We start from the raw sequence: 21,916 nt of genomic DNA on the forward strand, positions 1-21,916 counted from the left end.
TTATACATGAGAGTAGTCGTACAAAGAGCAAAGAATGCAAAAGTAACTGTTGCAGGTGAGACGGTCGGTGAGATTAAGCACGGATATATGCTTTTAGTGGGCATTACCCATGACGATACTGAAGCTGATGCAGAGTATGTAGCGGATAAAATTGTGAATTTGCGAGTGTTTGATGATGAGTCTGGCAAAATGAATTTGTCGCTTCTAGATGTAGAAGGAGAAATTTTATCGGTATCTCAATTTACGCTGTACGGAGATTGCCGAAAAGGCAGAAGACCAAACTTTATGGGAGCTGCTAGGCCAGATCATGCTGTAACGCTTTACAACTATTTTAATAAAATATTATCAGAAAAAAATGTTCGAGTAGAAACCGGCGCATTTGGTGAAATGATGGACGTATCATTTACAAATGACGGACCGGTCACGCTTATTGTAGAAAGCAAAGAAAAAACGCAGGCTCACAGATGAGTCTGCGTTTTTTCTTTGCTTTGAAAGTAGTGATTTAATCCTTCAGCGATAGCGGACGTAATCATTTGCTGATAACTGATGGAATTAATATACGTTTCTTCCCGTTCGTTGCTTAAAAAGCCCAGTTCAATTAATGTACTCGGACGTGTATTTTCGCGAAGAACATAATAGTTTCCAAAACGTTCTCCTTTGTCTTTTAATTTTGCATGATTAATAAGGGACTGATGAATAGAATGTGTGAGTGGACTGTCCTGATGCTGATGGTAATAATACGTCATAAGGCCAGTTAGCTGTGAGCTGTTCGTACTGTTGTAGTGAATGCTTATAAAAGCATCTGCTTTAGTCGATTGCAGCGTGCGCTGTGAAAGTAGAAGGTACTCATCATGGGTGCGGGTTAAAATGACGTGTGCGCCTTCTTTTTGAAGTTTGTTTTGTAAAATAAGTGCTGTTCGAAGAGTGAGGTCTTTTTCATATGTGCCCTGTGTGCCGATGGCTCCTTTGTCTTTTCCTCCATGGCCTGCATCAATAATAATTGTTTTGCCCTTTAAGTGCTGCAAGCTTTTACTCAGCGTATAAACAGGCTGGCGCTGCGCTACCTGCATGCTAGGCTGAACGCTGCGAAGCGCTACGGTTTTCGTGAATTTTTTAAACACCCATCCTTGAATATCCGAGCTTTCTACATAATACCAATCTCCTTGACGGTCTGAAACGGATAGTCTTGTATTCTTCGTCAATTTATTTGTAATTGAAAATGAACGTCCTGGACCGCTGCGTACATGAAGAGAGTCAGCTGTTACAATAATGGGTTGATGGACCGGTACATTTGGGCGCTCAAATGAGGAAGAACACAGTAATAAAAGGATACTTGCAGCCAAAACAGATACAGACTTCATGTTTAGATGGCGAATAGATAGACCTCCTTTTTATAACAAAATAGAGTATTCGATGAAAATAAAAAAAATCCTTTCTCTTATGTAAAAACATCTTTTTTGGGCAATGCTAATAAAAGGATAAGTAAGTGTAGGCAGGGAGGAAGAAACGATGAAGTTTAGTGAAAAAGGTGAACAATCATTTCAGCAGGTAAATTCGGTATTTGGCATTCATTTTCATGATTTTATTGACAGAGAAAGTGAAGCTTCATCCCTTGAATTGGCTTCTGAATTTGGTTTAACGCTTCGAGATATTCAGAAACTAAGAAAACAATTAGACCGCTCTTAACATGAAAGGTGCTTGACAACTGCTCATTTCATTCGTAATATAGAAAGCAATTGCTAAATTAAAATGAATGTATAACATTTTTATATTGATAAGCCAAAGATCGAGAAAAGTAGTAAAGATGACACATGGCTAGAGAGGAAATGTCTTAGGCTGAAAGCATTTCTACATGATGACTTTATGAAAGAACACTCAGGAGGCTTCACTCTGAAAAGGGAAACTTAGTAGGAGATGAACGTGTTCGTGCGTTAACGAAATGAGTGGAAACATGTCATATGTTTCAATTAGGGTGGTACCACGTGAGATTAACTCTCGTCCCTACTATGGAAAAATAGTAGAGGCGAGAGTTTTTTTGTATTGTAAATTTTAAAAATAGGAGGCATATCACGTTATGTCAGTTCAAATACCTAGAGGCACACAAGATATTTTACCGGGCAAAGTAGAATATTGGCAGTTTGTTGAACAGCGAGCAAGAGAAATCTGCCGTGCGTTCAACTACCAAGAAATTCGTACACCAATGTTTGAACACACTGAATTATTTTTGCGCGGAGTGGGAGAAACAACAGATATCGTGCAAAAAGAAATGTACACATTTAAAGATCGAGGTGACCGCAGCTTAACGCTTCGTCCAGAAGGAACAGCTGCAGTTGGACGATCATTTGTTTCAAATAAGATGTTTGGAAATCCAACGCAGCCAACAAAGCTGTTTTATATTGGTCCTATGTTTCGCTATGAACGACCTCAAGCGGGACGTTTCCGTCAATTTGTTCAGTTTGGCGTAGAAGCATTAGGGGTAAATGATCCAGCTATTGATGCTGAAGTTCTTGCCCTGTTAATGAGCTTTTACCAATCGCTTGGATTGAAAAAATTAAAGTTGGTTGTTAACAGTTTAGGAGATACAGAAAGTCGTCAAGCTCACCGTCAAGCGCTTATTGACCACTTTGCACCTCGCATTGGAGAGTTTTGCAGCGACTGCCAAAGCAGATTGGAGAAAAATCCTCTTCGTATTTTAGACTGTAAAAAAGATCGTGACCATGAACTGATGGCTACAGCGCCGTCTATTCTTGATTATTTAAACGACTATTCAAAAGAATATTTTGAAAAAGTACAGCAGTACTTAACCGATTTAGACATTGACTATGTTGTAGATCCGACGCTAGTACGCGGGTTAGATTATTATAATCACACAGCATTTGAACTAATGAGTGAAGCAGAAGGATTTGGCGCCATTACAACTCTTTGTGGCGGAGGCCGTTATAATGGGCTGATTCAAGAAATCGGCGGACCTGAAACACCGGGTATCGGATTCGCTTTAAGTATCGAACGCTTATTATCTGCCTTGGAAGCAGAAGGAATTGAGCTTCCGGTAGAAACAGGCGTAGATTGCTATGTAGTAACTATGGGCGATGAAGCAAAAGAAAAATCCGTTTCAATTGTAAATACGCTTCGACGCGCAGGCTTTGTAGCCGATAAAGATTATCAAGATAAAAAAATGAAAGCTCAGTTCAAAGCAGCTGATCGTGTACAAGCAAAATTTGTTGTTGTTCTAGGTGAAGATGAGCTAGCAAAACAAGTTGTAAACGTAAAGAATATGGAATCTGGCGAACAGCAAGAAGTATCAATTGATCAATTGGTCAGCTATTTGCAAAAACAAGTATAAGGGGGAACCATGATGACAAAACGTTCATACTACTGTGGAGATGTAACAGAACAAGCAACTGGCGAAACAGTTCTATTAAAAGGATGGGTTCAAAAACGCCGTGATTTAGGGGGATTAATCTTTATCGATTTACGCGACCGCGGCGGAGTTGTACAGGTTGTATTTAATCCTGAAAAATCTGCTGAAGCGCTAAAAATTGCTGAAGATGTACGTAATGAATTTGTACTGGAAGTGCGAGGAACTGTTGTAGCTCGTGAAGAGGGAACCGTTAACCCGAACTTAAAAACAGGTAAAATTGAAGTTCACGCTGAGCAGATTACGGTATTAAACAAAGCCAAAACACCTCCTTTTGCCATTGCGGATCAAACGGAAGTATCAGAAGATGTTCGATTAAAATATCGTTATTTAGATCTTCGACGTTCTGAGATGTTTAACACGCTTAAAATGCGCAATGACATTACAAAAACAATCCGTGACTTCTTAGATCAAAATGACTTTTTAGATGTTGAAACACCTATTCTAACGAAAAGTACGCCAGAAGGCGCGCGTGATTATCTTGTGCCAAGCCGCGTGCACGAAGGGGAGTTTTATGCTCTTCCTCAATCGCCGCAAATCTTTAAGCAGCTGCTAATGGTAAGCGGAGTTGAGCGTTATTATCAAATTGCTCGCTGCTTCCGCGATGAAGACTTGCGTGCAGATCGTCAGCCTGAATTTACTCAAATCGATATTGAAACATCATTTTTATCTCAAGAGGACATCATGACAATGACGGAAGAAATGATGTCTAAAGTAATGAAGCGCGTAAAAGATTTAGATATAACGACGCCTTTCCCGCGCATGTCATATGATGAAGCGATGAGTCGCTACGGTTCAGATAAGCCGGATACACGTTTTGAAATGGAGCTAGTCAACTTATCAGAGCTTGTGAAAGACTGCGGGTTCAAAGTATTTAGCGCAGCAGTTGAAAACGGCGGAGAAGTAAAAGCCATTAACGTAAAAGGTGCCGCTTCTAGCTATTCACGTAAAGATATCGATGCTCTAACAGAGTTCGTGAAAATTTACGGTGCTAAAGGGTTAGCATGGCTGAAAGTTGAAGCTGACGGCTTAAAAGGACCGATTGCAAAATTCTTCAATGAAGATGAGCAAAAGCAATTTGCTGAAGCTCTTCAAACGGAAGAAGGAGATTTACTTTTATTTGTAGCTGATAAAAAGTCAGTTGTAGCAGATGCACTTGGCGCTCTTCGTCTAAAGCTTGCAAAAGAACAAGGAATTATTGATGAAACGAAATTTAACTTCCTATGGGTAACAGATTGGCCTCTTCTTGAACATGATGAAGAAGACAACCGTTACTACGCGGCTCATCATCCATTCACAATGCCAGTTCGTGAAGATTTACCAATGTTAGAAAGCGATCCTGGACAAGTCCGTGCACAAGCATATGACTTAGTATTGAATGGTTACGAACTTGGCGGAGGATCTTTACGTATTTACGAGCGTGATATTCAAGAAAAAATGTTTAAAACGCTTGGATTTACATTAGAAGAAGCATATGAGCAGTTCGGTTTCTTACTTGAAGCATTTGAATACGGTACTCCTCCTCACGGCGGAATTGCGTTAGGTCTTGACCGTTTGGTCATGCTTCTAGCAGGACGCACAAACTTGCGTGATACAATTGCCTTCCCTAAAACAGCAAGTGCAAGCTGTCTATTAACAAACGCACCTGGTGAAGTAAGTGAAGCGCAATTAGACGAGCTGCATTTGCAGGTAAAAAAGCAAAAAACAGAAGCGTAATCGATTGAACCGTCCGTTAAATCGAGCCTGTCACTGGAACGTGACAGGCTCGATTTTTTTGTTTTACTTATTAATTGCAAAGTGATTTTTTCTGTGATAAGATACTTTCAAGAACTAAATAGTCCTGATGTGTTCGTCCTTAATCCAGTTTTGACCGAACAATTTTTTGCTTGGGAGCTCGGAGTTTTTAACGAGCGTACATGCCTCCTCTCGAGGACTTACAATGGTTAAAGCAGAGCACCCACCTGCCGAGAGCGGGTTCAAAACGAAGGCACTCGAGACGGCACGATCGGGACTAGCATACATATAAAAAATCCTCTATGTAATTATTTGCATAGAGTTTTTTTATGGATAAATAACGAATGCTCATGTTCGTTTTGCTAAAAATATGGTATAGTCAATTTCGTTGTTTATTTGAATTATTCATACACGTTAGTGTATTTAATAGAGGAGTGTTTTAACATGTTGCATCAGTTTTCGCGTAATGAACTGGCGATAGGAAAAGAAGGGCTAGCTACTTTAAAAGGCAGCACAGTTGCTATTTTAGGGATAGGAGGAGTAGGGTCGTTTTCTGCTGAGGCTTTGGCTCGGTCAGGAGTAGGGCGTTTAATTCTTGTAGATAAAGACGATGTTGATATTACAAACGTAAATCGTCAAATTCACGCGCTGCTTTCTACGGTAGGTCAGCCCAAGACAGAATTAATGAAAAAACGTATTTTGGATATTAATCCAGACTGTGACGTCGTTTCTCTTCAAATGTTTTATACGGAAGAAACATATGAAGAGTTCTTTAGTTACAAACCGGACTTCGTAGTGGATGCATCCGATACGATTTCGTATAAAATTCATTTAATGAAAGAATGTTTAAAACGTGATATTCCGATTATTTCAAGTATGGGTGCTGCGAATAAAATGGATCCAACACGTTTTAAAATTGCAGACATTTCAAAGACACATACAGATCCGATTGCAAAAGTGGTTCGTACTCGTCTGCGTAAAGAAGGAATTCGTAAAGGAATTAACGTCGTTTTTTCTGATGAACGTCCCATCGTTATTCGCGAAGAAGTTCGCAAAGAAGTAGGAAACGATCAAGCCCAAATTCGCAAAGCGAAAATGCCCCCATCTTCTAATGCTTTTGTTCCATCTGTAGCAGGATTAATTATGGGCGGTCATGTTATCAATGAATTATTAAGTGATATTAAGATTCGCCGCGTAGGTGATGAATAAAAAGAAGGCTATCGTAGCCTTCTTTTTTTTATGGAAATATCTGTTCTATTTATACTTTGGATGGAATCTTCTGTTTGATATGTATAAAAAGTACTAATAAATTGAAAAATATGGCTTGATGGTGAATTTACACTGTATTAAAAAAAGAGATTTATGTAAATTTATTTAACGCTTTATTTACATAAAATTTACGTTTTGGCTTTCTTTCTTTTATATCTTCTACAGCAATATTCAGAAAGTCTTATATATCAAGGGTTTTGATAGAAATAAAAAAAATAAACCCCAAATAAGTAAGTTTACAGTAACTTAAAATTCACTTCATATAAAGACAACAATCTACTCGTATAATGTGTCTTGTACCTGTTGTTCGAGTACAAAGGACTAGTACTAATTACACATATATTTATTGGAGGGTAATGTAATGAAAACAAAGGGTTTTAAAGTAACATTAGCAGCTTTTTTAATGGTAGGAGCACTAGCAGCATGTGGTAAAGACGGAGCAAGCAACGACAGTGGTTCGGGCAGCAAAGAAGAAGTGTCAGGTACGTTAACAGCGGCGGGATCTACAGCTTTACAACCACTTGCAGAAGAAGCAGCGAATGGAATTACTGAAAAATATCCAAACCTTTCAGTAACGGTACAAGGTGGAGGTAGTGGAACGGGTGTTAACCAAGTAGCATCAGGAGCAGTTGACATTGGAAACTCTGATGTTCCAGCAGCCGATAAAATCGAAGATAAATCAAAAGCAGATAAACTTGTAGATACGAAAGTAGCGGGCATTGGGTTCGCACTTGTTGTAAATAAAGATGTAAAAGTAGAATCTTTAACAAAAGAGCAAATTCAAAAGATTTTCTCTGGTGAAATTAAAAACTGGAAAGAAGTTGGCGGAAACGACGAGAAAATTAACGTAATCAACCGTCCAGCATCATCTGGTACACGTGCTACATTCGAGAAAACATTAATGGGTGACGCAAAAGTAAATGACAGCGTTGGTACAGCTCAAGACTCAAACGGAGCGGTTGAGCAATCAGTAAATTCAACGCCAGGAGCAGTAAGTTACCTTGCTATGTCGTATTTAATTGGCGATAAAAAAGAAAGTTTAAAAATGCTTAATATTGATGGTGTAGAGCCAACAACAGAAAATATTGTTTCTAAAAAATATCCGTTTTGGTCTTATGAGTACATGATTACAAACGGTGAGCCAAAAGATGGTGCAAAAGAGTACATTGACTACGTAGCTGGTAAAGACTTTGCTAAGCAAGTAGAAGATATGGGATATATCCCAATGACTGAGTTCAAAAAATAAGAGTGTTTTTAAAAAGAATAGGGCTGACTAACACAGTCAGTCTTATTCTATTTGAATGTTAATAAAGTATATAGCGAATAAAAAGAAAAGCGAATATATACTGAATATGTAAGGAGACAGAGCGATGAAGGGGAAAAAATCCATTAATTATGTAAAAAGCGAATACATTGGCCGTACGCTTTCTACATTTTGCGGTATTTTAATTGTACTTGTTACGTTAGCTATTATCGTATTTATTTGTGAAAAAGGCATACAGTCATTTTTACAAAGTAATATATCAATCGGTGAAATGTTGACTTCAACAAAATGGAGCCCAAACAATAAAGAATACGGTGCACTTGTGTTTATTATGGGTTCCATGCTTGTATCAATCGGAGCCGTGATTATAAGTGCTCCAATTGGAATTGCTATCGCCATTTTTAACAACTATATTTCGCCTAAATTTGGTTCAACGGTTTTACGACCGGTTTTAGAACTTTTAGTCGGAGTTCCTTCAGTGGTATACGGCCTTTTAGGGGTTACCATTTTAGTACCGCTTCTTCGCGATAACTTCGGCGGAGTGGGCTTTAGTTTGATTGCCGGAATTATTGTCTTAAGCGTCATGATTCTTCCGACAATTGCAAGTATTGCTGACGATGCAATTCGAAGCGTAGCACCTGAATATTTAGAAGCTTCTTATGGACTAGGTTCAACAAGATGGCAGGCAATTAGCCGAGTCATTATTCCATCTGCTAAAACAGGTATTTTAACAGGTATCGTGTTAGGGCTTGCCCGCGCATTCGGAGAAGCGCTAGCTGTTCAAATGGTTATTGGAAACACGGTTAAGCTTCCTGAAAGCTTATATAGTCCAACGGCAACATTAACAGGTATTTTAACAATGGATATGTCTAATACGTTAAACGGAACGGCATGGAATAACGCATTGTGGACGTTAGCCATGATTTTACTGCTTATTTCTTTCGTGTTCATTTTAATTATCCGAGCAATTGGGAAACGAGGTGCTCATCAATGAGAAACAAAAATGCACGCACAGTAAATAATATATGGACAGGTATTTTTTATGGCATTGCCGCTCTAGTTGTGTTGCTATTAGTGTATTTAGTTGTTGAAATTATCGCTAAAGGCTGGGGATTTTGGGATCCGAACTTTTTATTTGGAAAGCCAAGCAATACGATGGCAGGAGGCGGTATCGGACCCCAGCTGTTTAACTCGTTCTACATGCTTGTTTTAACGCTGATCATTTCTATTCCTCTTGGTTTAGGAGCCGGAATTTACTTAGCGGAGTACGCGAAGCAAGGTCGTTTCTTAAATTTCGTCCGCTTATGTATTGAAACAATGGCGTCATTACCGTCCATTGTAGTTGGTTTATTTGGATTATTAATTTTTGTCACATTTTCAGGCTGGGGCTATACGCTTATCGGCGGAGCACTTGTGATTACAATTTTAAATTTACCGGGTTTAACGCGCGTATGTGAAAGTGCGATTGCATCTGTTCCTGCGAGTGTAAAAGAAGCGAGTTTAGGGTTGGGTGCGACTAAATGGCAAACAATTGTCAAAGTCGTCATTCCATCAGCAATTCAACAAATTATCACAGGCGTTATTTTAACTGCGGGACGAATCTTTGGAGAGGCAGCTGCGTTGATTTATACGGCTGGCTTAACGACGCCGATGTTAAATTCAAATGCTGACTTAACGAGTCCTGTAAACCCGTTTAATATTTTTCGACCAGCAGAGACGCTTGCCGTTCACATTTGGAAATTAAACTCTGAAGGAATCGTACCTGATGCAAGATTGATTGCAACAAAGTCAGCTGCTATTCTAATCATTATGGTTCTGTTGTTTAACATAATCGCTCGTTTAGTCGCTAAACTTTTAGACAGCTACTTTAAAGGTTCAACAAAAACGAAAAAACGCAAAGATGTTAAAAGTGCAGCTTAATAGATAAAGACAAAAAAGAAAATGGCTTTGAAACTGAGCAACAGTTTCAGCCATTTTCTTTTTTTAATGTCTCTAAACGATTGAAAACTTTTGAAAAGTATTTTTCTTGTCCATTTTGTTTAGGATGAAAATATTGTTTGTTTTTGATGCGATCCGGTAAATACTGTTGAAGGACCCATCCGTTATCAAAATCATGCGGGTATTGATATTCAACGCCTCGGCCAAGGTTCTCTGCTCCTTTGTAATGAGCATCCTTCAAATGAGGGGGAACGTCGCCGGAAAGCCCTTTTTTAATATCGCTTATCGCTTCATCTAATGCTTTGTAAGCAGCGTTGGACTTCGGTGATAGACAAAGCTCAATAACGGCGTTTGCAAGCGGGATACGTGCTTCTGGGAGTCCTAATCGCTCAGTTGCTTGAATAGCTGCGAGAGTTCTCATGCCGGCATCCGGATCAGCTAGTCCAATGTCTTCATAGGCAATGACTAAAAGGCGACGATTGATGCTGATCAAGTCTCCTGCTTCAATTAGCCGTCCCAAATAATGAAGAGCGGCATTTACGTCGCTGCCGCGAATCGATTTTTGAAAAGCCGATAATACATCATAGTGAGCGTCACCATTTTTATCATGTGAAAAATATTTTTGCTGCAGACATTCTTCTGCCGTTTGTAAGGTAATAACGATTTTACCATCGCTTTCACCTGTTGATAAAACAGCCAGTTCCAGAGCATTCAAAGCCGAGCGCACGTCACCGTTACAGCTGTTGGCAAAGTGGTTCATGGCGTCATCTTCTACGATGATTTTTCTATCCCCAAATCCGTTTGATGAGTCGTTTAGTGCCCTTGTTAGCGCCATTTTGATATCATCTGGCGTAAGAGATTTTAATTCGAAGATTTGGCATCTGCTTCGAATAGCAGGATTAATTGCGTGATAAGGATTGCTTGTTGTCGCTCCGATTAGAATGATCATGCCGTTTTCTAAGTAAGGAAGCAAAAAGTCTTGCTTAGCTTTGTCAAGCCGATGAACTTCATCTAACAGCAGAATTACTTTGCCTGACATTTTGGCTTCTTCGGCGACAATTTCCATATCTTTTTTATTGTTTACAACGGCATTTAACTGACGAAACGCCGTGTTGGTTGTTTTTGCAATAGCTGTGGCAATTGTTGTTTTTCCAACGCCTGGAGGTCCATATAAAATCATCGAGCTTAAGTGATTTGCTTTTACCATTCGATAAATCATTTTATCTTTGCCAACTAAATGCTGCTGTCCGATAACGTCATCTAAATGAGTCGGACGCATTCGAAATGCGAGAGGTTTTGTAGCCATGTTTTTCTCCTTTCTTTTCTTTCACTGTATCACAAGCGGTGAATAGGTGGTGGAAATTTATCTTATAGGCATAGTATGTTATAATATCAACAGTTACATTTGCAAGAAATGCATATAGAGAAGTTCATATAGCTTAGTAAAAAACGGCTCATCACAGCATTCAGTGACAACGTGAGGGTCTTATTTTTTTCATAAATAAAAAAAGTGTATTGAAGGAGTGTATCGTATGAAAATTTCAACAAAAGGACGCTACGGTTTAACGATTATGATTGAGCTTGCGAAGCGCTTTGGCGAAGGTCCTATCTCGCTTAAAACTATTGCTCAAACGCATGACTTATCTGAACATTATTTAGAGCAGCTTATTTCACCGCTGCGTAACGCTGGGCTTGTAAAAAGCGTGCGCGGAGCTTATGGAGGTTACATCTTAGCCCATGAACCTGCTAACATTACTTCTGGTGATATTATTTCTGTTTTAGAAGGTCCTATTAGTCCTGTAGAAGGAATTGAAGATGAAGAGCCTGCAAAACGCGAGCTGTGGATTCGTATTCGAGATGCGGTTAAAGAAGTGCTAGATAGTACAACGCTTGAAGATTTAGCAAATCATTCTGATGATGATCAAGCGTCTTATATGTTTTATATTTAATAATGAGCTAGGAGGCGTTTATTTTGGAACGTATTTATGTTGATCATGCAGCAACGTCTCCAATACATCCAGCAGTCGTTGAGAAAATGACGACTTTTATGCATGAGTACTTTGGAAATCCGTCTAGTATTCATCACTATGGGCGGGAAAGTCGACGCTATTTAGACGAAGCTCGCCAAACGATTGCAGCAAGTATTGGAGCACACGAAAATGAACTGATTTTTACAAGTGGTGGGACAGAAGCAGATAATATGGCACTGATCGGAGTCGCTCTTGCAAACCGCCATAAAGGAAATCATATTATTACCACGCAAATTGAACACCACGCTGTGCTTCATACGTGTGAATATTTAGAAACACAGGGCTTTGAAGTGACTTACTTACCAGTTAATGAGTACGGACAAGTATCTGTGGATGAAATAAAATCAGCCCTAACCGATCAAACAATTCTTGTGTCGGTGATGTTTGGAAATAATGAAGTAGGTGCTATTCAGCCAATTGGAGAAATTGGCGTTCTATTAAAAGAGCATGGAGCATATTTCCACACGGATGCAGTGCAAGCTTATGGATTAATTCCGTTAAATGTGCAACAATTAGGTGTCGATCTTTTATCCGTTTCGGCTCATAAAATTAACGGACCAAAAGGGATGGGCTTTTTATATGCAGCTGCTCACGTTTCACTGTCTCCTTTGCTATTTGGAGGAGAACAAGAGCGCAAACGACGAGCTGGAACTGAGAACATGACAAGTATTGTCGGGTTTGAAGAAGCTGTGAAAATTTCGCAACAAACGCTGCAAACACGTGCAGATGAATATAGAAGATACAAAGAAATAATGGTAGCTGTGTTGAAAGAAGAAGGTATTTCCTTTGAAATTAACGGACATCTTGAAAATTCTCTGCCACATGTGTTAAATTTATCATTTCCAAAAACAAATGTTGAATCGATGCTCGTCAATTTAGACTTAGCGGGAATTGCGGCATCGAGCGGTTCAGCTTGCACAGCGGGAGCAATCGATCCTTCTCATGTGCTTGTTGCTATGTTTGGAAAAGGTTCTGAACGTTTAACAACTTCTATTCGATTTAGCTTTGGCTTAGGAAACTCAGCTGAGCAAATTGAAAAAACCGCACGTCAAACAGCAAACATCGTTAAGCGACTAACGATGTAAATAGCAGCCATCAGTAGGGTCTTCATCCCTCACTGATGGTTTGTGTCGTTTCTTTCGCTTTTTAGCGAACAATTTAATTAAAATGAAGAAAACGGAGGTGGCGAAGTTGACAAAATCACCTAAAGATACACGTGTAGTAGTCGGAATGAGCGGAGGTGTTGATTCATCCGTAGCAGCTCTTTTATTAAAACAACAAGGATACGATGTGATCGGAATCTTTATGAAAAACTGGGACGATACGGATGAAAACGGCGTTTGTACTGCGACTGAAGATTATAACGATGTTATTCGCGTATGTAATCAAATTGGTATTCCCTACTATGCAGTCAACTTTGAAAAACAATATTGGGATAAAGTATTTACCTACTTTTTAGAGGAATATAAAGCAGGTCGTACACCGAATCCTGATGTAATGTGTAATAAAGAAATTAAATTCAAAGCCTTTTTAGAGCATGCAATGACGCTAGGAGCAGATTATCTAGCGACAGGACATTATGCACGCGTTGCGTACCGCGACGGGGAGTATAAAATGCTTCGAGGCGTAGATGGAAATAAAGATCAAACGTATTTCTTAAATCAATTAGGACAAGATCAGCTTTCAAAAGTAATGTTCCCGATTGGTGAAATTGAGAAATCAAAAGTGCGTGAAATTGCGAAAGAAGCAGGCCTTGCTACAGCAACGAAAAAAGACAGCACAGGTATTTGCTTTATTGGTGAACGCAACTTCAAAGGATTTTTAAGTCAGTATCTTCCTGCTCAGCCAGGTGTAATGCAAACGCTTGACGGCGAAGTAAAAGGCAAGCACGACGGTCTTATGTACTACACGATTGGTCAACGCCACGGTTTAGGTATTGGAGGCAGCGGTGAACCTTGGTTTGTAGTCGGAAAAGATTTAGAAAAAAATGTTTTATACGTCGATCAAGGCTTTCACAATGAGCTTCTTTATTCTACATCTCTTACAGCAACCAATGTCAGCTGGGTAAGCGAACGTGACTGGTCGTCACCAATGACGTGCACAGCAAAATTCCGCTATCGTCAAACTGATTCAGCAGTAACCGTTGAAAAAGTCGATGATGATACAATTAAGGTTATTTTTGCTGAACCTGTTCGCGCAATTACGCCAGGTCAAGCAGTTGTGTTTTACAAAGATGATGAATGTCTTGGCGGAGCAACAATTGACAAAGTATTTCAAGAAGAAGAGCAAATCTGGTACGTATAATTCATATAAGCAAGAACGAAAAACCTCGGCCGTATATAGCTGAGGTTTTTCTATGATATACTTTACTTATTGGGTAAACTAATAACTTACATATTCTAGATTTTCATGATGTGAAAATCTCTTAAATCATAACTAAAACAGTGGAGTGAACGAAAAAATGACAGATAAAAATCAGCTAGGAATTCAGTATATGCAGGAAGGGAAATTTGAAGAGGCTGCTAAAACATTTTCAGAAGCAATTGAAGATAATCCAAAAGATCCAATTGTGTATGTGAATTTTGGCAATTTGTTAGCGGCTGTTAGTGAGATGGATCGTGCTTTGAAATTTTATGAACGTGCGATTGAATTAGATGAAGAAACGGCAACAGCGTATTACGGAGCAGGAAATATTTATTTTAATGCAGAGCAGCTTGAGCAGGCAAAGCACTACTTTGATTTAGCAATCAAAAAAGGCTTAGATTCATCCGATGCGTACTTTATGCTTGGTTTAACGCTGTTTCATATGGAAGAAATTCGTTTCGCGATGCCTTATCTTCAGCGGGCGGTAGAACTAAACGAACATGATGTAGAAGCAAAATTTCAGTACGGTCTTTGTTTAGCACAGCTCGAAATGGTAGATGAAGCAATTGCTGAATTTCTTAAGGTAGTCAATCAAGATCCAGAACATGCCGATGCTTTTTATAATTTAGGCGTAGCGTATGCTATGAAAGATGACAAAGACAAGGCGATTGAGATGTTAGATGAAGCTTTAAACGTGCAGCCAGATCACGTAATGGCAGCAAATGCCAAACAAGTTCTGTCTACATTAGAACATTAAGAAAGCGGGTAAAGGAAGGATAACATGAACGAAGAACAAGTGAACCCTTCACAGCCAGAACGTCATTATATAAGCGGCACGTCGATTGTAACCGTCTTTCATAACGAAGAAAACTTATATAACGTTACGCGGATACGGATCAAAAAAACAAATTTAGAGATTGAAGATAAAGAAACGGTCGTTACAGGCTATTTTCCTAAGCTGAATGAAGATGAAGTATACACGTTTTACGGAGACTTCAAAGAGCATCCAAAGTTTGGTCTGCAGTTTCATGTTGAACAGTTTAAAAAAGAACTTCCGCAATCAAGGCAAGGGGTTGTTCAGTACCTGTCTAGCGATTTATTTCACGGAATCGGTAAAAAAACTGCTGAAAACATTGTGGACGCTCTAGGAGAACGCGCTATTTTTCGTATTTTGCAAAATGAGTCTGTGCTAAAAGAGGTTCCGAGGCTTTCAGCCGACAAGGCAGAAGCTTTAGTCACGCAGCTTCGTGAACATCAAGGGTTAGAAGAAGTAATGGTAAAGCTGACAGACCTTGGGTTTGGACCGCAGCTTTCGATGAAGATTTTCCAAGCGTACAAACAAGAAGCGCTTGAAATTGTTCAAAATAATCCTTATCAGCTCGTAGAAGATATTCAAGGTATTGGCTTTAGCAGGGCCGATGAACTTGGAAAGAGGCTTGGTATGGCAACCAATCATCCTGATCGTTTGCGTGCAGGTATTTTATATGTCATTGAGCAAGAATGCAATCAAATGGGACATGTATACGTCACGGCAGATCAGCTGTATGGAAAAACAGCAGAGCTTCTTCGAAAAAGCAGGCATGAGAATCTGTCTGAAATGGATCTTACAAGAGAAGTGGACGCATTAAAAGCAGACAAAAAGCTTATCATTCAAGACGAAAAAATTTATTTTCCTCCCCTTTTCTATGCTGAAAAAGGGCTGGTTAAAGCTATTCAAAAAATTATGGCTCAAACGCAGTACGAAGAGCAGTTTCCGGAATCAGAATTCTTATTGGCACTGGGTGAACTAGAAGAGCGATTAGACGTGCAATATGCACCGTCTCAGCGCAAGGGCATACAAACCGCTTTAATGTCTCCGATGCTTCTCTTAACAGGTGGACCAGGTACAGGGAAAACAACGGTTATTAAAGGAATAGTCGAACTCTATGCAGAACTTCACGGATGTTCGTTAAATCCAGGGGATTATAAAAAAGATGAAGCTTTTCCTGTTTTACTTGTGGCACCTACTGGACGCGCTGCTAAACGAATGAGCGAAGCGACGGGACTTCCGGCAGTTACCATTCACCGATTATTAAAATGGAACGGACAAGAAGGATTTGATCATAATGAGGAAAATCCAATTGACGGAAAATTACTGATTGTGGATGAAGTATCAATGGTAGATTTGTGGCTTGCTCATCAGCTGTTTAAATCTCTTCCTGCTAATTTACAGGTTATTTTAGTTGGAGACGAAGATCAGCTTCCTTCAGTAGGTCCGGGACAGGTGTTAAAAGATTTACTGAGTTCAGAAGTAGTTCCTACCGTCCGTCTTACAGATGTATACCGGCAAGCGGAAGGATCGTCAATTATTGATTTGGCTCATGAAATAAAAAAAGGAAAGCTTCCGGAAGACTTATCAAGGCAGCAAGGAGATCGTTCCTTTATTCGTTGTCAAGGACAGCACATCACGAACGTCGTGCAACAAGTTTGCGGGAATGCGTTAAAGAAAGGCTATACGGCTAAAGATATTCAAGTTTTAGCTCCTATGTATAAAGGTCCTGCAGGTATTGATAAGCTGAATGAAGTTCTTCAGGAATTATTCAACCCGGCTTCTGAGCAAAGAAGAGAGCTTAAACACGGAGATATCACGTACCGAGTGGGAGATAAAGTGCTGCAGCTTGTAAATCAGCCGGATAGCAACGTATTTAACGGAGATATGGGAGAAATCGTCTCGGTTTTCTTTGCCAAAGAAAATACGGAAAAACAGGATATGCTGGTTATTTCATATGAAGGAAATGAAGTAACTTACACAAAGCAAGACTTTAATCAAATAACTCATGCATACTGCTGTTCCATTCATAAATCACAGGGAAGTGAATTTCCCATTGTTGTGCTTCCAATTGTTAAAAGCTATTACCGGATGCTGCGACGCAATTTACTTTATACCGCCGTTACGCGAAGCAAACAGTTTTTAATTTTATGCGGCGAAGACGAAGCGTTTCAGCTTGGCGTCAGCCGAAATGAAGACAGCATCCGACAAACGAATTTACAGCCGCTGCTTCGAGAAAGCTTGGATAACGACATAGAAGATCCCGAAATTCCATTTATGAAAGATGCAAATATTGGGATGGAAAACGTTACGCCGTATGATTTCATGTAACCTTTCGTATGCTAACAAAGAGTTAAATAAACTCCTTTGTTGCCATCCTTCTTTGCTAATTGTCAGAAAATAAAGTATGGACATGGAAAGAAGTGGACATAATGCGTTTATATAAGTAGAACGTATAAAGAGGTGTCGACTTTGTTTAAATGTCCAAACTGTAAAAGTATTGACGTTGGCAAAATTGGTGTAAATCAGTATTACTGCTGGAATTGTTTTATTGAAATGACTATTTCAAAAGGACAAATTAATACTCACCAAGTAGAAGAAGATGGAACATTGAGCTCGCTTGATGATTTGTTCTCAGACGACGAGCGCACAATTAATTTCTAATTCTTTTTTACCGGGAGGAAGAGCAATGGGCAGAATCATTCCGTCAGTAGTCGCTTTCGGTCTTGGAGCTTATGCATTTAAAATGGCAGATGATCGAGAGATGTTTACAAAAAGAAATATGAAAAAAATGCGTAAACGTATGATGAAAGCTATTCACTAATAAAAAAAGCACTATTGCACTGAGCTGCAATAGTGCTTTTTTGCAGGCAGAAGAGACAACAGCATGTATAAACTCCTTTCTTTATCAAAAAATAGAAGAGAGGAGGAGTTTACGTTGAAAGATAGTTCATTCAAATGGTTCTATAGATTCGGACTGCTGTTATTAGCGCTGCTGTGCATATTAGTCTTTTTTAAAGTCCAGTTTTTATGGCTTCCTGTTATTTACATGTTTTTAAAAGCACTGCTGCCTTTTTTTATTGCAGCATTCATTACATATTTACTTCATCCGCTTATTGAAAAAACGCATGATAAAGGCGTGCCTCGTCCTCTAGCTATTTTACTGATCTACATCATCTTTTTTGGAGGAATTGGGTTTGGAGCCTATAAGTCGTACCCTATTTTTGTGGAACAAGTAAAAGATTTAAACGAACAGCTGCCTCATTTTACGAATACATATAGACATTGGGTAGAATCGATTCATGATCGTACAACTTCACTTCCAAACGGTGTACATGAGAAAATTGAAGGCAGCATTGATGATGTAGAGGCTACGCTCAACGTGTGGCTTACAAAAGTGGCCGAGGGATTAAAGTCATTGATTACCTCTTTTTTGATTTTAATCATTATTCCATTTATTGTTTTTTATATGCTGAAGGATTTTTCCTCTATTAAGAAAGCAACAGCTTATGTCACGCCTAAAAAGTGGCACAAACCAGGCGAACGTTTTTTATCGGATGTGAATGAATCGCTCGGCAATTATATTAGAGGGCAATTTTTTGTTTGTCTCATTATTGGTGTGATTGCCACGGCAGCACTGTGGTTCTTTCATGTACCTTATGCACTTCTTTTAGGCTTCATTATTGGTGTAACGAATATCATTCCTTATTTTGGCCCGATTATTGGTGCGGTTCCAGCGGCTATTATTGCAGCCACAATCTCGATAAAGTTGGTTATTACCATTGTCATTATAATCTTTGTGCTGCAGTTTCTAGAGGGAAATGTGCTGTCTCCGCTTATCGTAGGAAAGAGCCTTCATATTCATCCTTTGTTTATCATGCTTGCGCTCCTTTTAGGAGGAGAATTTGGAGGAGTATTGGGTCTCATTTTGGCTGTGCCAATTTTAGCAGTCATTAAAATATCTATTTTGCATATCCGCTCTTATACGCTCAAACATTGACAAAGAGCGGTTAATTTGTCATAATATCGCCATAAGAAAACGCTACATATTTTAAACACAATGATGGATCGAGTACGTTGCACACTGGTTTTTAGAGAAGGGCTTCCTTGGCTGAAAGAAGCGCTAAACAAAGAGCAGCTGAACGCTAGTCCAGAGTGCAGGCTAAAACCTGCCGTGTCAGCAACGTTAACGCTATGAAGGTGATAAGTGCTTTAGGCATTTATAATCAGGGTGGTACCGCGAGTTCAACTCTCGTCCCTGCTACAGGGATGAGAGTTTTTTTGTGTGCAAATAACTAGCAATTGCTTTTGTACACAGAGAAAATAGATGCTTTTATGTCATCATTTTTTTGTCTATAAATAAGAAGAGTATTAAAGGAGGACCAATCATGAAAAAACTGACGTCAGCACAAGTTCGTCAAATGTATTTAGATTTCTTTAAAGAAAAAGGCCATGATGTAGAACCAAGCGCATCTTTAGTCCCGCATGAAGATCCATCTTTATTATGGATTAACAGTGGAGTAGCTACATTAAAAAAATATTTTGATGGTCGTGTTATTCCTCAAAATCCACGTATTTGTAACGCACAAAAATCCATTCGTACAAACGATATCGAAAATGTAGGCAAAACGGCTCGCCATCATACGTTTTTTGAAATGCTTGGCAATTTCTCTATCGGTGATTATTTCAAAGAAGAAGCAATCCAATGGGCATGGGAATTCTTAACGAGCGATAAATGGATTGGATTCGACGCAGATAAGCTATCTGTAACAGTTCACCCTGAAGATGAAGAAGCATTTAAGATTTGGAATGAAAAAATGGGCGTGCCTAAAGAGCGCATCATTCGTTTGGAAGGTAATTTCTGGGATATCGGAGAAGGTCCAAGTGGTCCAAATACAGAGATCTTTTATGATCGCGGAGAAGCATATGGAAATGACCTAACTGATCCGGAATTATATCCAGGTGGAGAAAATGAGCGCTATTTAGAAATTTGGAACCTTGTATTTTCTCAATTTAATCACAATCCTGATGGCACGTACACGCCGCTTCCAAAGAAAAACATCGATACGGGAATGGGCTTAGAGCGTATGGTTTCTGTTATTCAAGACGTGCAAACAAACTTTGATACAGATTTGTTTATGCCGATTATTGAAGCAACAGAAAACATTTCAGGCGCTAAATATCGTACAAATGATGAGCAAGATACGGCATTTAAAGTCATTGCTGACCATATTCGTACAGTAACATTTGCTGTAGGTGATGGCGCGCTTCCTTCAAATGAAGGCCGTGGGTATGTGCTGCGCCGTTTGTTACGCCGAGCAGTTCGCTATGCTAAAAAGTTAAACATTAATCGTCCGTTCATGTACGAGCTAGTGCCGGTAGTCGGTGAAATCATGGTTGATTTCTATCCGGAAGTAAAGGAAAAAACGGATTTTATCCAGCGCGTAGTAAAAAATGAAGAAGAGCGTTTTCACGAAACGTTAAATGACGGACTAGCTATTTTGGCAACCGTTATTAAAAAAGAAAAAGCGCAAAACAGTGATACGGTACAAGGGGAAGATGTTTTCCGTTTATATGACACATATGGCTTCCCTGTTGAATTAACGGAAGAATATGCAGAAGATGAGAACATGAAAATTGATCATGCAGGTTTTGAACGTGAAATGGAGGCACAGCGTGAGCGTGCGCGTGCTGCTCGTCAAGATTCTAGTTCTATGCAAGTTCAAGGCGGCGTACTTGGTGAAGTAACTGTTGCAAGTGAGTTTGTTGGCTATGATAAAAATGAAGTAGAAACAGTTGTTGAAGCAATTATTGTAGACGGTGAGCTTGTTGACCGCGCTGAAGCTGGAACAGAAGCGCAAGTCATCTTAAGCCACACGCCATTCTATGCAGAAAGCGGCGGTCAAATTGCGGACCAAGGTATGATCCAAAGTGCTGCAGGAACAGCGGAAGTAAAAGACGTTCAAAAAGCGCCAAACGGCCAAAATGTCCAAACGGTAGCTGTAACAAACGGTGAGCTTGTAAAAGGTGAAACATATACGGCGACGCTTGATGAAGAAAACCGCAGTGCGATTGTGAAAAACCATACGGCAACGCATTTATTGCATCAAGCATTAAAAGATACGTTAGGAACGCATGTTAATCAAGCGGGTTCTTTAGTAACAGCGGATCGCTTGCGCTTTGACTTCTCTCACTTTGGTCAAGTGACACAAGAAGAGCTCGAGAAAATTGAACAAATCGTTAATGAAAAGATTTGGGACAGTATCTCTGTACAAATTGAAAACAAAGCAATTGACGAAGCAAAAGCGATGGGTGCAATGGCGCTATTCGGTGAGAAATACGGAGATATCGTGCGCGTAGTACAAGTAGGCGACTACAGCTTAGAATTATGTGGTGGATGTCACGTGCCAAACACGTCTGTTATCGGTTTATTTAAAATTGTATCAGAATCGGGAATCGGTGCAGGTACTCGACGCATTGAAGCTGTAACTGGAAAAGCTGCCTATCAGTTAATGAACGATCAAGTAGGCTTACTAAAAGAAGCTGCGGCAAAAGTAAAATCCAACCCGCGTGATTTAGTAGGGCGCGTTGAAGGATTACTAGAAGAAATTCGTAATCTTCAGCGTGAAAATGATTCACTATCTACAAAGCTTGGCAATATTGAAGCTGGCAATCTCGTTGACCGTGTGCAAAACATTAATGGTGTGAATGTACTAGCAGCGAAAGTGAATGCAACGGATATGAATAATCTTCGTGCAATGGTTGACGATTTAAAACAAAAATTAGAATCCGCTGTAATCGTATTAGCTTCTCCACAAGGTGAAAAGGTAAATATTATTGCAGGTGTAACAAAAGATTTAATTGCTAAAGGCCATCATGCTGGCAAACTTGTTAAAGAAGTAGCGACGATTTGCGGCGGAGGCGGAGGCGGACGTCCTGACATGGCGCAAGCTGGAGGAAAAGACGCTAGCCAAATTGAAAAAGCACTTGGCACTGTAGAAGAATGGGTTAAATCCGTTTAATTCTCCTCTTTCTTGGTGTACAATATAAATAAGACTTAGCATAGTGCACAATGTGTTCACAAATTAAGA

19 protein-coding genes, 1 other RNA gene and 1 other annotated feature are annotated in these 21,916 nt (G+C 39.5%); of the genes, 18 read left to right on the forward strand and 2 right to left on the reverse strand.

The window, feature by feature from the left end; genetic code table 11:
• The first annotated feature begins 6 nt into the window (after window positions 1-6).
• Window positions 7-468, forward strand: a complete 462-nt coding sequence (dtd, locus tag POF52_RS01355; RefSeq protein WP_016765630.1) for a D-aminoacyl-tRNA deacylase — start codon at window positions 7-9, stop codon at window positions 466-468.
• Here dtd and POF52_RS01360 read toward each other — a convergent pair.
• Complete coding sequence (locus tag POF52_RS01360; RefSeq protein ID WP_230586506.1) at window positions 459-1,343, reverse strand: N-acetylmuramoyl-L-alanine amidase; 885 nt, start codon at window positions 1,341-1,343, stop codon at window positions 459-461. The two genes, dtd and POF52_RS01360, sit on opposite strands and share 10 nt — an antisense overlap.
• A 166-nt stretch (window positions 1,344-1,509) precedes the next feature.
• Between POF52_RS01360 and POF52_RS01365 the strand changes: the two genes are divergently transcribed.
• From POF52_RS01365 to pstA, 8 genes are all read left to right on the forward strand, one after another.
• Entirely contained in the window at window positions 1,510-1,686 is a 177-nt protein-coding gene (locus POF52_RS01365) for an RNA polymerase subunit sigma-70 (RefSeq protein ID WP_176583515.1), read from the forward strand.
• A gap of 87 nt (window positions 1,687-1,773) precedes the next feature.
• Window positions 1,774-2,006 (forward strand) — a binding site (T-box leader).
• A 68-nt stretch (window positions 2,007-2,074) separates the two neighbouring features.
• Entirely contained in the window at window positions 2,075-3,343 is a 1,269-nt protein-coding gene (hisS, locus tag POF52_RS01370) for a histidine--tRNA ligase (RefSeq protein WP_016765628.1), read from the forward strand.
• 12 nt (window positions 3,344-3,355) lie between these two features.
• The gene (gene aspS / locus POF52_RS01375) at window positions 3,356-5,134 is read left to right on the forward strand and encodes an aspartate--tRNA ligase (protein ID WP_271989321.1); all 1,779 of its coding nucleotides are present in this window, start codon (window positions 3,356-3,358) and stop codon (window positions 5,132-5,134) included.
• A gap of 118 nt (window positions 5,135-5,252) precedes the next feature.
• A non-coding RNA gene (gene ssrS / locus POF52_RS01380) (6S RNA) lies at window positions 5,253-5,434 on the forward strand.
• A 162-nt stretch (window positions 5,435-5,596) separates the two neighbouring features.
• A complete protein-coding gene (locus POF52_RS01385; RefSeq protein ID WP_013059302.1) occupies window positions 5,597-6,361 on the forward strand; it encodes a tRNA threonylcarbamoyladenosine dehydratase in 765 nt (254 codons plus the stop codon).
• Window positions 6,362-6,782: 421 nt separating this feature from the next.
• Entirely contained in the window at window positions 6,783-7,667 is an 885-nt protein-coding gene (locus tag POF52_RS01390; protein ID WP_013059301.1) for a phosphate ABC transporter substrate-binding protein PstS family protein, read from the forward strand.
• Between the two features lie 124 nt (window positions 7,668-7,791).
• The gene (gene pstC, locus POF52_RS01395; RefSeq protein ID WP_271989323.1) at window positions 7,792-8,679 is read left to right on the forward strand and encodes a phosphate ABC transporter permease subunit PstC; all 888 of its coding nucleotides are present in this window, start codon (window positions 7,792-7,794) and stop codon (window positions 8,677-8,679) included.
• Window positions 8,676-9,605 carry a phosphate ABC transporter permease PstA gene (pstA, locus tag POF52_RS01400; protein ID WP_043976149.1) on the forward strand — a complete coding sequence of 310 codons (930 nt, stop codon included), beginning with the start codon at window positions 8,676-8,678 and terminating at the stop codon, window positions 9,603-9,605. Before pstC ends, pstA begins: the two co-directional genes overlap by 4 nt.
• Before the next feature lie 46 nt (window positions 9,606-9,651).
• On the opposite strand, the gene POF52_RS01405 is transcribed toward pstA, so the two are convergent.
• On the reverse strand, window positions 9,652-10,929 hold the full coding sequence (locus POF52_RS01405) for a replication-associated recombination protein A (RefSeq protein ID WP_013085092.1): 1,278 nt from the start codon (window positions 10,927-10,929) through the stop codon (window positions 9,652-9,654).
• Window positions 10,930-11,155: 226 nt separating this feature from the next.
• Here POF52_RS01405 and cymR point away from each other — a divergent pair, with 226 nt between their 5' ends.
• From cymR to alaS, 9 genes are all read left to right on the forward strand, one after another.
• Window positions 11,156-11,572 carry a cysteine metabolism transcriptional regulator CymR gene (gene cymR / locus POF52_RS01410; RefSeq protein ID WP_013059297.1) on the forward strand — a complete coding sequence of 139 codons (417 nt, stop codon included), beginning with the start codon at window positions 11,156-11,158 and terminating at the stop codon, window positions 11,570-11,572.
• Between the two features lie 23 nt (window positions 11,573-11,595).
• Window positions 11,596-12,738 (forward strand): cysteine desulfurase family protein, encoded by a 1,143-nt coding sequence (locus POF52_RS01415; RefSeq protein WP_025750574.1) that lies wholly within the window; start codon window positions 11,596-11,598, stop codon window positions 12,736-12,738.
• Window positions 12,739-12,844: 106 nt separating this feature from the next.
• On the forward strand, window positions 12,845-13,957 hold the full coding sequence (gene mnmA, locus POF52_RS01420; protein ID WP_271989327.1) for a tRNA 2-thiouridine(34) synthase MnmA: 1,113 nt from the start codon (window positions 12,845-12,847) through the stop codon (window positions 13,955-13,957).
• 157 nt (window positions 13,958-14,114) lie between these two features.
• Window positions 14,115-14,774, forward strand: coding sequence for a tetratricopeptide repeat protein (locus tag POF52_RS01425; RefSeq protein ID WP_271989329.1), 660 nt, complete (start codon window positions 14,115-14,117; stop codon window positions 14,772-14,774).
• 24 nt (window positions 14,775-14,798) lie between these two features.
• Complete coding sequence (recD2, locus tag POF52_RS01430) at window positions 14,799-17,156, forward strand: SF1B family DNA helicase RecD2 (protein WP_034648822.1); 2,358 nt, start codon at window positions 14,799-14,801, stop codon at window positions 17,154-17,156.
• 141 nt (window positions 17,157-17,297) lie between these two features.
• Window positions 17,298-17,489, forward strand: a complete 192-nt coding sequence (locus POF52_RS01435; RefSeq protein WP_013059292.1) for a hypothetical protein — start codon at window positions 17,298-17,300, stop codon at window positions 17,487-17,489.
• A 25-nt stretch (window positions 17,490-17,514) separates the two neighbouring features.
• Complete coding sequence (locus POF52_RS01440; protein WP_013059291.1) at window positions 17,515-17,649, forward strand: YrzQ family protein; 135 nt, start codon at window positions 17,515-17,517, stop codon at window positions 17,647-17,649.
• A gap of 114 nt (window positions 17,650-17,763) precedes the next feature.
• Window positions 17,764-18,825: an AI-2E family transporter gene (locus POF52_RS01445; protein ID WP_013059290.1), complete on the forward strand. Its 1,062-nt coding sequence runs from the start codon at window positions 17,764-17,766 to the stop codon at window positions 18,823-18,825.
• 388 nt (window positions 18,826-19,213) lie between these two features.
• A complete protein-coding gene (alaS, locus tag POF52_RS01450; protein WP_271989334.1) occupies window positions 19,214-21,847 on the forward strand; it encodes an alanine--tRNA ligase in 2,634 nt (877 codons plus the stop codon).
• The last annotated feature ends 69 nt before the right edge of the window (window positions 21,848-21,916 follow it).

Origin of the sequence: Priestia sp. AB (assembly GCF_028369225.1) — a bacterium.
Lineage (GTDB): Bacteria > Bacillota > Bacilli > Bacillales > Bacillaceae_H > Priestia > Priestia megaterium.

Bases quoted from the DNA above. Each gene is read 5' to 3' on its own strand.
- dtd (WP_016765630.1), top strand. From the start codon at position 7: ATGAGAGTAGTCGTACAAAGAGCAAAGAATGCAAAAGTAACTGTTGCA.
- POF52_RS01365 (WP_176583515.1), top strand. From the start codon at position 1,510: ATGAAGTTTAGTGAAAAAGGTGAACAATCATTTCAGCAGGTAAATTCG.
- hisS (WP_016765628.1), top strand. From the start codon at position 2,075: ATGTCAGTTCAAATACCTAGAGGCACACAAGATATTTTACCGGGCAAA.
- aspS (WP_271989321.1), top strand. From the start codon at position 3,356: ATGACAAAACGTTCATACTACTGTGGAGATGTAACAGAACAAGCAACT.
- POF52_RS01385 (WP_013059302.1), top strand. From the start codon at position 5,597: ATGTTGCATCAGTTTTCGCGTAATGAACTGGCGATAGGAAAAGAAGGG.
- POF52_RS01390 (WP_013059301.1), top strand. From the start codon at position 6,783: ATGAAAACAAAGGGTTTTAAAGTAACATTAGCAGCTTTTTTAATGGTA.
- pstC (WP_271989323.1), top strand. From the start codon at position 7,792: ATGAAGGGGAAAAAATCCATTAATTATGTAAAAAGCGAATACATTGGC.
- pstA (WP_043976149.1), top strand. From the start codon at position 8,676: ATGAGAAACAAAAATGCACGCACAGTAAATAATATATGGACAGGTATT.
- POF52_RS01405 (WP_013085092.1), bottom strand. From the start codon at position 10,929: ATGGCTACAAAACCTCTCGCATTTCGAATGCGTCCGACTCATTTAGAT.
- cymR (WP_013059297.1), top strand. From the start codon at position 11,156: ATGAAAATTTCAACAAAAGGACGCTACGGTTTAACGATTATGATTGAG.
- POF52_RS01425 (WP_271989329.1), top strand. From the start codon at position 14,115: ATGACAGATAAAAATCAGCTAGGAATTCAGTATATGCAGGAAGGGAAA.
- recD2 (WP_034648822.1), top strand. From the start codon at position 14,799: ATGAACGAAGAACAAGTGAACCCTTCACAGCCAGAACGTCATTATATA.
- POF52_RS01440 (WP_013059291.1), top strand. From the start codon at position 17,515: ATGGGCAGAATCATTCCGTCAGTAGTCGCTTTCGGTCTTGGAGCTTAT.
- alaS (WP_271989334.1), top strand. From the start codon at position 19,214: ATGAAAAAACTGACGTCAGCACAAGTTCGTCAAATGTATTTAGATTTC.